9 protein-coding genes are annotated in these 11,698 nt (G+C 61.8%); all 9 read right to left on the bottom strand.

Annotated features, from left to right (window positions below; genetic code table 11):
* Positions 1-62 precede the first annotated feature (62 nt).
* Complete coding sequence (locus QRN54_RS18500) at positions 63-1,907, bottom strand: flavin-containing monooxygenase (protein ID WP_285182762.1); 1,845 nt, start codon at positions 1,905-1,907, stop codon at positions 63-65.
* Positions 1,908-2,029: 122 nt separating this feature from the next.
* Positions 2,030-2,497: a VOC family protein gene (locus QRN54_RS18495; RefSeq protein WP_285182761.1), complete on the bottom strand. Its 468-nt coding sequence runs from the start codon at positions 2,495-2,497 to the stop codon at positions 2,030-2,032.
* 29 nt (positions 2,498-2,526) lie between these two features.
* Entirely contained in the window at positions 2,527-3,420 is an 894-nt protein-coding gene (locus QRN54_RS18490; protein ID WP_285182760.1) for a cyclase family protein, read from the bottom strand.
* A 501-nt stretch (positions 3,421-3,921) separates the two neighbouring features.
* Positions 3,922-5,820 carry a flavin-containing monooxygenase gene (locus QRN54_RS18485; RefSeq protein ID WP_285182759.1) on the bottom strand — a complete coding sequence of 633 codons (1,899 nt, stop codon included), beginning with the start codon at positions 5,818-5,820 and terminating at the stop codon, positions 3,922-3,924.
* A gap of 46 nt (positions 5,821-5,866) precedes the next feature.
* The gene (locus QRN54_RS18480) at positions 5,867-7,447 is read right to left on the bottom strand and encodes a class I adenylate-forming enzyme family protein (protein ID WP_285182758.1); all 1,581 of its coding nucleotides are present in this window, start codon (positions 7,445-7,447) and stop codon (positions 5,867-5,869) included.
* Positions 7,444-8,253, bottom strand: a complete 810-nt coding sequence (locus tag QRN54_RS18475) for an enoyl-CoA hydratase (RefSeq protein WP_285182757.1) — start codon at positions 8,251-8,253, stop codon at positions 7,444-7,446. Before QRN54_RS18475 ends, QRN54_RS18480 begins: the two co-directional genes overlap by 4 nt.
* Positions 8,254-8,255: 2 nt before the next feature.
* Positions 8,256-9,332: an acyl-CoA dehydrogenase family protein gene (locus tag QRN54_RS18470; protein ID WP_285182756.1), complete on the bottom strand. Its 1,077-nt coding sequence runs from the start codon at positions 9,330-9,332 to the stop codon at positions 8,256-8,258.
* Positions 9,333-9,341: 9 nt separating this feature from the next.
* On the bottom strand, positions 9,342-10,499 hold the full coding sequence (locus tag QRN54_RS18465; RefSeq protein WP_285182755.1) for an acyl-CoA dehydrogenase family protein: 1,158 nt from the start codon (positions 10,497-10,499) through the stop codon (positions 9,342-9,344).
* Complete coding sequence (locus QRN54_RS18460; RefSeq protein WP_285182754.1) at positions 10,499-11,521, bottom strand: Rieske 2Fe-2S domain-containing protein; 1,023 nt, start codon at positions 11,519-11,521, stop codon at positions 10,499-10,501. The genes QRN54_RS18465 and QRN54_RS18460 overlap by 1 nt, the downstream gene beginning before the upstream one ends.
* Between the last annotated feature and the right edge of the window lie 177 nt (positions 11,522-11,698).

The following is an 11,698-nucleotide window of genomic DNA, read 5'->3' as shown; positions in this document are numbered from 1 at the left end:
ATAGCCATGGTTATCGGCTGTCTGCAGACCTCGAAATATTCACGCGAAAAGCGCTGGGCGACTTAACGGGTCACGGCAATGCCATCAAGCATGTCGTCCTCGCGCCACTTGCGGAGCAGATCGAAGTACTCGTACCCGGGTGCGTAAAGGCCACCCACCAGCGTGCTGCGCTTGTCGTCGATGCGGCCTTCGTTGTTGTACTGGCCTGGGGTGCACGTCATATTCCATTCCCGTCGCATCTCCGCGTGCTCGAGAATGGTCTGGTTCCACCCGGCCTCGGCCTCGGCGGAAGGTTCGATGGCTCGGAAACCCTCGGTGAGGCACTTGTCGATCATGTAGACCATATGTCTGGCCTGGTGGTCGATGAGGTTAGCGATATTCGACACCTGCGCAGACTGGATGAAGCCCAGGAAGAACAGATTCGGAAAGTTTGCGCTGAGGAAACCGTGATAAGTGCTGACTCCGTCGGCGAACTTCTTCGACAGTCTGTTGCCATTTCGACCCGCCACGTCGTAGCCCGCCTTGTCGGTCCAAGAGCGCCCCAGTTGAAACCCGGTCGCATAGACGATGAGGTCCACTTCGTACTCGCGGTCGCCAACGACGATGCCCTTCTCGGTGATCCGGTCGATCGGAGTGGTCGAAGTATCTACGATGTCCACGGACTCTTTGTTGAAGGCAGGCAAGAAGTCGTCACTGAAGCCCGGCCGTTTGCACATGGTGCGGTAGTAGCTCTTCAACTTCTCGGCCTTGGCAGGATCAGTCACGATGGCGTCGATGCGATCTCGCAACATCTCGTTCCACTCGTAATCCGAACGCTCCATCGCGTCCATGAACTGGTCCAGGGTCGGTTCCGCGCCGCCGGCATCGTAGACCGCTCCGAGCTGGTACTTCGCGAACTTGATCCACCCGTCGTCGACGTCGCAATCGGCGGTGGCACGGTCCATCGCGCATTTGTCGAAGGTCGCGCGACGATCACGGTGCCAACCCTCCGGCAGCGACTTGAACCATTCGACGTCGGTCGGCGCGTTCTCCCGGGGAGCAATCTGAGTAGGCGTGCGCTGGAATACGACCAGAGATTTCGCATATTCAGCGAGTTGCGGAATAGCCTGCACACCGGTGGCACCCGTTCCAATGACAGCCACGCGCTTGTCGCGGAGCTTGTCCAGATTCCCGGTGATGTCGCCGCCCGTGTACTCGTAGTCCCAGCGACTCGTGTGGAAGCTGCGGCCGGTGAACCTTTCGCCCCCTGGGATGCTGGGCAACTGGGGGCGGCTGAATGTACCGCTCTGCGTCGAGACGAAGCGCGCGCGAAACTCGTCGCCGCCATCGGTCCGAACCGTCCATCGCGCGGTGTCCTCGTCCCACTCCATGTCGGTGACCCTGGTCTGAAACAGGGCATGGTCGTAGAGGCCGAAAAGTTCGCCTAGCGACTGGCAGTACGCAAAGATCTCACTGCCGCGAGTGTACCGCTCAGTCGGGATGTAACCGGTCTCTTCCAGGTAAGGCAGGTAGACGTACGACTCGACGTCACAGCGCACACCCGGGTACCGATTCCAATACCAGGTGCCGCCGAAGTCCGTTGCGACATCAAGAATCTTGAAGTTGGTGACACCGACTTTCTTCAGTTCGACGCCAGCACTGATGCCCATGAAACCGGCGCCGACGATGAGCACGTCGAGATCGGCGGTCAACGGCGGTGCGGTGCGAGAATCGCTCGCATTCGGATCGCTGTCGAACGATGCGAAAGTACCTTCGAAATCAATCGCCTGAACGGTGTCGGCCCCGGTATTCGGCAGACGTTTGTCGCGCTCGGCCGCGTACTTCTCCCGAAACGATTCGAGATCTTCCACCTTCCGTTGTGGTACCCAGAGGTGCGGATCTCGTGCGGTCTTTTCTGGGGTGCTCATAAGTGTCCTTTGCTTGTCACTGCGTCAACTGTGCGTTACGGCGGCAGAAGGGTCCGTCACCGAGATGCGTTCGACGATTGAATGATTGGCGGCCCGAATCCGGTGTGATCGGCGCCCGCGGGTCACCACGGGACGCCGGCAGGGATGTGCATGATCTCAACTCGGTTGCCGTCAGGGTCGGCCACGAACACGATCTGTGGTGCGGTCGGGTCGTCGGTGCCGGCGCGTGTGTCGGGCACCAGCACTCCCCCGTACACGCGCAGCGCTTCCGATGCGGCATCGACGTCTTCGGCGAAGAACGACAGGTGAGTCATTCCAAGATGGTTGCGTCGAGTAGGCGGGGCACCGATCACACCGGGCTGCCGGTAAGTGAGCAGCTCGACTCGCAGACCGTCTTTCTCCAGGAAAGTCGAGGTGAGGCTGCACGGCGCATCGACCTCGGGAATTTGCTCGTCGAGGTCGTATTCCATGATCTTGACGAAACCCAGTCCGTCGCAGTAGAAGCGAAGACTCTTCGCAAGGTCGGAGACGCACAGCCCTATATGGGACGCGCGGTACGAATGCCCGACCGTGTCGGAGTTTTCAGTCATCGGGGTCCTTGTCTTGTGAGATGTTTCGGTCACCCGATAGCCACAGGAGTGACCGGGCTCGCAGTGCCACCGGTGATCTTCAGCGCGCCGATGGTCAGGAGGAACTCGTAACACTGGTCGGCGGCCAGCTCTGCCAGGTTCATGTTCTCCACCAGGTGGATGCCGTGCTCGACGAGTAGGACGATGTGTCCACCGAGGTAGACGTGCTGGTCGAACGGGATCGGCTCGATGGCTGCGTTGTCCGAGCCGACCAGCGCGACGTCTTTCTCGGCGAGGAAAGTGGCTGCTTCGAGGCCGATGCCCGGCTGCGGCATCATCTCACCCTGATTGGCCATGTAATCCTCCAGCCATCCCGTGCGGATGAGCACCAGGTCACCCGAGTGCAGTTCGACGCCTTGACCGTCCAGGGCCTTCTGAAGATCGTCCGCGGTAATGACATATCCGGGGTCGAGTAAATCGATTCCTTTCGACGCCGCGACGTCGATGAGGACGCCGCGACCGGCGATGCCGCCTACCTTGTCGATGCTGCATTTAGCCGCGCCGGAGTACGGCGTGACCTGGTCGGCCGAGTATCCGTTGTAGATTTTGTTGTCTGCATACACATGGCACAGCGCGTCCATGTGAGTCGAAGTGTGCGACGGCATGATCAACTGATCCTCGTTGGCGCCTACACCGGGAGCGCCACCGTTGGCACGGGCGATTGCTTCGTCTTCGTGGTTGGTCAAGGTCAGTCGCTGCGGAATGCCGCGGTAGTCGAGGTTCGGCACACCCGACCGCTGGATCGGAATGCTGAGGCTGTAGGTCTTGCCGGTCTTCGGCAGGCTAAGCGCAGCGAGCACCCGCTCGGGAGTGAGGAGATTGAGCGCACCCAATTCATCCGATTCGCCCCAGCGACCCCAGTTCGTCTTCCGAGTGCTCAACATTGACTCCTAACATTCATGTCCTCGGTAGCGAGGTTCGGGGTGGCTGCCAATCGGCTCTGAATGAATCGAATGCCGCGTGCCCACGATTTCAGCCGCATCACTGGTCATCCGATTGTGACTGGACTCACTGTAGCCATCGGCTACTCGTGCGTCAACAGATGAGACGTGGTCACCTGACCGGCCCGGAAACATCCCCCTGTGCGCTGCACGGAAGGAAATAGCCGATGGTGCAATCAGCTGTGGGGCAACCGGTTTGAGACCGAAATTGAGCAACTACTCCGTCGCTCCGCCAGTCGTTTCCTGCGATTCGCCGAGCAGCAACCGGCAAGGCACACAGCCGCCCACCTGAATCTCGATCTGCGTCGGGAGACACTGGAGGCGAAGCGATATCGGAAGAAGTGCCTTGCCCCGTCGCGATCGATTTCCGTCTGCGGACTACCGTCTCGGATTACAGAAACTCCGCCGGACACAGCACTGGCACGATGTATCGTCGAACAAATACTATGGCGCGCTTGTGAAGTCGAACTGCGACTCATCGGGGCTCGCGCACAATTCGTAGAATCTCTCGCCGCTCCACGGTGCATTCATCTGCAGCCGCCCGAACTCGTTGACGTAGTAATTCCTCACCATCGCGGTGCTCGGCGAGAGGTAGATGAGCTTCCTGGCCTCTTCGTGCAGTTGGTCGTTGTATTCGTCGAACGCATCACGGCGAACGACCATCGACGAACGACCCTTCTCCAGCATGCCGACAATGCCTTCGGCGATGTAACGGGTCCATATCTCGAACCACGTGGGCAGTCCCGATCCGCTCGCCACCGGCTGCGAGTTGGGGCCGTACAGCATGAACATGTTCGGAAATCCCGGGACGGTCATTCCGAGATGGGCCTGCGCCCCGTGGGCGGTCCAGACGTCCTCCAGCGTCATACCGCCGATGCCGTAGTAACGAGTCGGCCAGATGTACTTCTCAGTCTGAAAGCCGACAGCGGCGATAATCAGGTCTGCATCGAGACTCTCGCCGTCTGCTGTGACGATAGAGGTTTCAGTTACGCGATCGATCGGCGCCGTGACAAGCTCGACATTGTCCCTGGTCAACGTGACATACCAATTGTTGTCGACCACCGGACGACGAGTCATCGGCGGGTAGTTCGGTACGAGCTGATCGATGAGTTCCTGCCGACCGTCGACCTGGCGCGAGATGTAGCCGACCAGTATCTCGCGCAGCATGTCGTTGCGCTCACTGACGGCGCCGCCATTTTTGATCCACTCCTGATCCGGAATAAGCGCATTCCGCAGATCAATAGTGCTCAGACCGGCGACGTACTTGTTCCAGTTCCAGTAGAAGGGCATTTCCTGAATCAGCCACTGGAGCTCGTCTGCGATGGGCGCACCGTAGTTGGCGCGCGGTGAGATCCACTGCGGCGTCCTTTGGTAAACGACAACGGACTCCGCCTTCTCGGCCACCTTCGACAGGAGCTGGACTCCAGTCGATCCGTTTCCGATGACAGCGACCTTCTTACCTGCGTACTCGATGTCGTCATTCCATTCGGTGGTGTGCACGATCTGTCCGCTGAATCCGGAGATGCCCTCCAACGGTAAATCCCGCGGAGTCGCAAACACACCGCTGGCGGCGACCACCACATTCGCCTCGACGTCAAGGACCGAGTCCTCGCCCTGGACAGTCAGAGTCCAACGCTGCGTCGCTTCGTCGAAGCGGGCTTGCTGAACATCGGAGCCGAACTCGATGTGCTCGTAGACTCCGTACTTGCGTGCCACGTGATCGATGTACGCACGGACCTCCGACTGACGAGCGAAGTATTCGGTCCACGGATATTTCTTCTCGAACGCGTACTCGTAAGTGAAGCTCAGGGTGTCGACACGGACGTCCGGGTAGGTATTGATACTCCACACGCCGCCGACATCGGCACGACGCTCGTACACGGTGAACGGAATGCCGAGCTGAGACAACTGCACCCCCATGGCGACCCCGGCGAAGCCGGCACCGACGATCGCGACGTGGTAGCCATCTGGGATCACCTTCTCTCCGGTCCATTTTGCCTGGAAGGGCATGTCGACGAAGGCCGGGATGTGGTGTCGCATAACCACGTCGTCCGGTGCCAGTTTTCGAGCCTCTGCCATTTCGAGCAGTTCGACTATCTCGTCACGCGAAGGGATCGGCAGCGCACTCTCGTCCGGTTCGGTCAGCAAGTATTCGACGGCCTTCGCCCGGATGAGCGCAATATCGACGTCGGAGAATTCGACGGAGTCCGCAACCGGGCCGAAGACGCGCTCGGGGGTGATCGCGGCGATGTCTACATCTCGGGTCGCCTGGTACAGCGCCATCCGCAACGCGTTCGCGTCGGCGAACTCGACGGCGCGCTCTATATAGTCACGTCCTGGCATAAGAACTTCCAATTCTCAAATCTGTTGGCAGCAAAGGGGGTACACCTCAGTGAGCGCTTGCGCCTGTCCCGACCCGCTGGTCGATGACGGACTGTCGCAGGCTCTGCTTGCGGATCTTCATCGTCGGTGTTTTCGGTATCTCCGCGACGATCACGACTTCTTCGGGGAACTTCACGGGCGAGATACCTGCGGCGCGGCAGCAATCTCGGATCTGCTCGATGCCGAGATCCGCGGCCGTTGTGCCCTCGCGCAACTGAAGCACTGCACAGATGCGCTCGCCCGACGTGTCGTCTGGCAATCCGATGACGGCGACATCGACGATCGCGGAATGCTTCGCCAGCACCTCTTCGATCTCGACGGGACTGATCGACTCACCTTTACGGATGATCAGGTCCTTCTCCCTGCCCACCAGGACCAGATGCCCGGCCACATCGAGCTTTCCGGTGTCACCGGTGAACATCCACCCGTTGGCGTCGAAGGGGCGGACGATCTCGCTGGCGGTCCTGTACTGCTTGAACAGCATAGGACCGCGCAGCCACACCCGACCCACCTCGTCGGACGACAGTATCTCGCCTTCCTCGGAGCGGATCTGCACTTCGCATCCCCGAACGGGACGTCCCGAGGTGTTGGCCAACTTTTCGATACTGTCGCTCATCCGCGCCGATGTGATCATCGGGCACTCGGTCATCCCGTAGGCGTGCAGAACAGGGATGCCGATCTCGGCGAGTACCTCCCGGAACAGCTTCTCCGGCATCGGCGCTCCGCCGCCGGTGACCATGCGCAACGTCGGAACCACCGGGGTGCCCGGGTTCTTCCGCTGTTCCTCGAGCAGAAGAGCGTAGTGCGGGGTCGATCCTCCGGTGACGGTCGCACCCGTCCGCCGCATCAGCTCGACCGCGGCAACCGGCTCGTAGACCTCCATGACCACCAGCGCCATGCCGCTGACAAGCGATGCAATCAGCATGTCGGGGCCGCCTATATGGGCGTAGGGGAACAGGATTGTTGCCACATCGTCGGAGCCGGCGCCGATCGCATCCGCAAGCGCAACTCCTCCGGCGATGAGCGTGCTATCGGTGTGGCAGACGCCCTTCGGTGCTGACGTGGTGCCGGAGGTGGTGTAAATCCAGCGCTCCTCCTCGCGGCTGAGCGGCGGGGCGGGCAGCGTGGCCGGGTCGCCATCGGGCAGCTCATCGGTGAGGATCAGCACTTCTAGGCTCTCGCCGCTGGCCGCCCGCAGATCGTCGGCCATCGCCGCATGGTCGAAACCGCGGAACTCGGGAACGGTAATAAACCATTCGGATGCGCACTGTTCGGTCATGGCCGTGACCTCGCGCGCCCGGTAAAGCGGAATGATCGGGTTCTGGGTCACGTCGAGACGAGAAAGAGCAAGGCTGAGAACTATGGTTTCAATGCGGGTAGGCAACTGCCAGCTCACCGTGGAACCTGGCTCGATACCCCAGGCCAGCAGCCCTGCCGCGACACGCTCGGCAGCGCAGGCCACCGCAGCGAAGGTCAAACGTCGATCGAACTCGTCGATGACGGCGACGGCGTCGCCGGTAGCCTCTGCCCGCAGCGCTAGCAGATCCCACAGAGAGGTCGCATCGTTCGGCGAGATGTCCAAGTTCACGAGTCCTCCTTCTTCTCAATGGCTTTCGCCGGAAGCGGGTCTGGCGCCAGAAGCGGGTAGCCGGTACGGAGCAGCGCATTCGCGTGTCCGTGCCAGTGGATGTCGAACGCCGACTTCAACGCGGCCTGCTGGCCCATGATGTCGAGAGTCTGGTTGACGGCACGTTTTGCGGTGGCCAGTCCCCACGCGTCCATCTCGGCGATCTCGTGCGCAAGTTCCATCGTCCGCGCATCGAGCTCGTCGAGCGGGACCACCCGGTTCAACATGCCGGCGTCGAATGCCTCGATGGCTGTGAAGTTTCGCGCCGTGAACAGCATCTCCTTGGCGCGTCGGGCGCCGAGCTCCCACGTATGCGCGTGATACTCGACGCCGCCGACGCCGAATTTCACGACCGGATCGCTGAAAGAGGCATTGTCGGCCGCGACGATCAGGTCGCACGGCCAGATCACGTTGAGGGCACCGGCGACGCAGGCGCCCTGGACCGCCGCGATCGACGGCTTAGGCACGTCGCGCCACTTGCGGGAAAAGCCGAGGTAGTGCTCGTTCTCCCAGTCGTAGGCGCTCTCCAACACGGTCTTGCCCTCCCGAAAGTAGCCCGGTGCCGGCGTTTTGAGGTCGTGGCCCGACGAGAAGTGGTCGCCGTTGGCGCGCACGACGATCACCTTGACCGCGTCGTCGGCAGATGCCTGCTGCCAGCGGGCATCGAGGTCGCGCAACAGGGACTCGTCCTGGGCATTGTGTTTGTCCGGGCGGTTGAGGGTGATTGCGGCGACGGCGCCGTCCACCTCGTAATCGATGAAACTCATCGTCATGCTCCCATGTAGATCCGGTGGAGGGCTGACACGATCGCGGCGTCGTTGTACGCCGCCGAACCGAAGTCGTACTGCCAGCGTTTGGCTGCGTCGGTGAAAAGGTGCACGTTCGACTCGACCATGTACCCGATTCCTGCATGGACCTCGTGCGCCGAGTGGACGATCTGCAGCGCCGCCTTCGCAGCTTGCTTGCACATCAGCCCGATGTGTGGTTGCGGGTCGATGCCGGCGTCGAGGGCTCCGGCGGCCGAGCGCGCATGTGCCGAAGTGAGGTGCGCGGCGATCGCCATGTCGGTGCACAGGTACTGCACCGCCTGGAATCGGCCGATCGGTCCACCGAATTGGTGCCGCTGCTTCGCGTACAGCACGGTCATGTCTAGCAGCGTTAGCGCCGCGCCGTAGACCTGCGAGGCGCGCAGTACAGCGCCGCGCTGATTGGCGACCTCGACGGCGCGGTCGGCATTGCCGCCGCGCGCCAGCACGGCGCCGTCAGCCACCGGCACATTCTCGAAGGTCAGAGCAAACATCGGGTGCTCGCCGATATTCGGCATTGCTTCGAAGCGGATCAACGATTTCGAATCCAACACGACCACAACGCTTTCGCCCGCAACGGCGTGAACAAGGAAGCTGTCGGCGCGGTCGGCGTAGCCTACGGCCAGCGCCACTCCGTTCAAGGCCCCGTTCTCGTACGTCACCGCCGAGCCCCAGTTCGCGGACGGGAATACCGGAATCACCACGGCCTCGCCGTTGCCGATCCGTTCGGCCACGGCTGCCGACTTCTCTGTGCCGATCACCAGCGCCGCGTCGCGTGCCATTGTCAGATCGAGCAGAGGCGTATCGGCCAAAGCGCGGCCCATCTCTACGAAGACGCCGGCGATTGTTCCGAGCGATGGGCTATCGGCGTCGACCCCGATCGGATCGCCGAGTTGCAGCCAGCCGAGTTCGGCGAACTGCGCAATCTGATCCACGAACGAAACATCGTTCGACCGGTCTTCCAGCGGCGAGTAGCGTGTAAAGACCGACTTGCTCACATCTGCGAGGGCGGCGAAGTCCTCGCCCCATGCCAATTCCATCATCTGCTCCTATCGCGGCAGGCCGAGGCCCCGCGTCGCGAGCACCATCCGCTTGAGTTGGGACGTTCCTCCGGCATGGTTGGCAAACGACTGCCGATACCACGCTTCGGGTTTTCCGTTGAGGGGGGCGTACGACGATCCCGATCGGAGCTGGCTGGTCGGGCCTAGTACTCGGTCGTAAATCTGAGCGAACAGCGGCTCGTATTCCTTGGCTGCGACCTGCTGGACACCGCCGCCCCACGGGGTCTGTCGACCGGTGGTGTTGTCGCCGATGATCTCGTAGGCGAGCAGACGCTGAGTCTGGATAATCTCGGCAAGTTCAGCCAGGTCAGCCTGCACGTGCGGATCGTCGAGCTTGCCAGGAACATTTTTGCAGTGCGCAATGAGATCGCGTAGCCGCGCTTCTTGCATTGCGTAAATCGGCTCGACAGTCCCTGAGGCGTAGAAGGCGCGCATGATGTACTGCCAGCCTCGGCCCTCTTCACCGATCAGCGAGGTGGTCGGCACGCGGACGTGGTCGAGGTAGGTACTGGACTGGACGCCGCCCCCATAATTGCGCATGGGATGGAGGGTGACGCCTGGACTCGTCAGATCGACCACGAAGATACTGATCTCATCGCGCGCGACCTCGCCGGTCGTCGTGCGAGCGGCCACGTACAAAACGTCGGACATCGGCCCCCACGAGGTGTATGCCTTCTGCCCGGTGATGACCCACTCGTCACCGTCCCTGACTGCTTTGGTCTGCAGGGAGCCGAGGTCGGAGCCGGCTTCCGGCTCGGTCAGACCCTCGGCCCAAAGGGTCCGCATGTCTGCGATGTCCGGAAGCAGTCGCTTCTTCTGCTCCTCGGTACCCCCCGCCAAGATAGTGCCCGCGGCGAGGAATATTCCGACCGAGTTGATCATCGGTGCGTCGGCCGCGTACAGCTCCTCCAGGAAGATTTGGTTCACGATGGGTGACAAACCCTTACCCCCGTACTCCACCGGCCAGGTGAGGCCGATCCAGCCTTTAGCCGCAACCTTCTTGCTGAACTCGAGGGCGATCGCCCACTGGTCCGGGGCATCGTCGAATTCTGGGTTGAAGGCGTTCGCCTTGGGCAGCTCGGCGTCGAGAAACTCCCGGATCTCAGCGCGCCAGCCCTCGTGCTCTTGTGTCAGTGCAAGTCTCATTACGCGAATTCCGCCTGTAGTTCATCGGCGCCTGCGGTCTGCTCTGCGGCGCCATGGCCGAGGTGACCCTCGGGGTAGAAGCGACGAGCCCACTTGCGGATTTCGCGGAAGCCTGCGGCTTCGGCGGTCGCCAGGCCGGGAGGCTCGGTGTAGCGCTGATGCTCCCAGATTGCGACGTCAGCCTTGACTTGCCCGACTGCACTACGCTGCCGCTTGGCCACGCGGGAGTCGTCCTCGCCGTCCTCCTTGCTGGCCCACGCGGAGAACCGCAGGATCGAGTGCTCGTCATCGACGGGCGTCACCGCGGTGAGCGCACAGATGCCGCCGACACCGTCGGCGAACGAGAAGCCCAGACCGAGGCCCAGGAGCGAGGCGAAGGTGCGTCCTTCGACGGTCTCGAGCTCGCCGTCGGCGCCGCGCCGCTTGAAGTGCAGCGACAGCTGCGTCCGGAAGTCGTACTCGCCGAACTCCCGGGCGACGACGGTCGGGATCTGGTCGGCACGGTGCACATACTTGAAGTGCGCGAAGTCGACGCCGTTCTCGGCCGCGTACTGCGGGTGGATCGCCAGCTCGGCGGTCTCGAAGCGCCCGGCCTCACCGAAGTCGTGGTAATCGCTCGCCGGGCCCGAGTCGGGGAAGAGCTCGAAGATGCTGGGTACGTCGTACTGCGGCTGGCCGCCTTCGACGTCATGCCATATGTACATGATTTCGTCACGCTCGGCGGTGGTCCAGGTACCGATCTTGCGTACCCGGTTGGTGGCCTTCTGGTACGGAATGCAGGTGTTTCGACCTTCCGGACTCCACTGCCAGCCGTGGAACGGGCACTGAATGTTGTCGCCGAACACCGAGCCCCCATGCCCCAGGTGGGCCCCGAGGTGCTCGCAGTATGCATCCAGAACCACGAGGCGGCCACTCTGGGTGCGGTAGGCGACCAGGTCATGCCCGAAGTAGCGCAGCGGCTTAACGTCTCCGGCCAGGAGGTCGCCAGACCAGCCGATCTGGAACCATCCCGTCGGCTTCATCGATAACGCCATTGGTGACACTTCATCCTCCTGAACTGTTGCAACAGCAGCACTTTCGGAAACTGCGCAGAAGTTGCTCTACGACAAGGGCTTTCACGGATTTCAACCGACAGAATGTGTCAACGCTCCACTTGGAGCGCGAAACCGGCCGAGCGACCCGCCATCATGACCACGGAT

The sequence above is a fragment of the Rhodococcus sp. MEB032 genome, from assembly GCF_030208925.1.
GTDB classification, from domain to species: domain Bacteria; phylum Actinomycetota; class Actinomycetes; order Mycobacteriales; family Mycobacteriaceae; genus Rhodococcus_F; species Rhodococcus_F qingshengii.
This window is presented reverse-complemented; position numbering and strand designations above follow the sequence as displayed.

Coding starts and splice junctions, on each gene's coding strand:
- QRN54_RS18475 (WP_285182757.1), bottom strand. CDS start 8,253: ATGAGTTTCATCGATTACGAGGTGGACGGCGCCGTCGCCGCAATCACC.
- QRN54_RS18465 (WP_285182755.1), bottom strand. CDS start 10,499: ATGAGACTTGCACTGACACAAGAGCACGAGGGCTGGCGCGCTGAGATC.
- QRN54_RS18470 (WP_285182756.1), bottom strand. CDS start 9,332: ATGGAATTGGCATGGGGCGAGGACTTCGCCGCCCTCGCAGATGTGAGC.
- QRN54_RS18500 (WP_285182762.1), bottom strand. CDS start 1,907: ATGAGCACCCCAGAAAAGACCGCACGAGATCCGCACCTCTGGGTACCA.
- QRN54_RS18460 (WP_285182754.1), bottom strand. CDS start 11,521: ATGAAGCCGACGGGATGGTTCCAGATCGGCTGGTCTGGCGACCTCCTG.
- QRN54_RS18485 (WP_285182759.1), bottom strand. CDS start 5,820: ATGCCAGGACGTGACTATATAGAGCGCGCCGTCGAGTTCGCCGACGCG.
- QRN54_RS18495 (WP_285182761.1), bottom strand. CDS start 2,497: ATGACTGAAAACTCCGACACGGTCGGGCATTCGTACCGCGCGTCCCAT.
- QRN54_RS18490 (WP_285182760.1), bottom strand. CDS start 3,420: ATGTTGAGCACTCGGAAGACGAACTGGGGTCGCTGGGGCGAATCGGAT.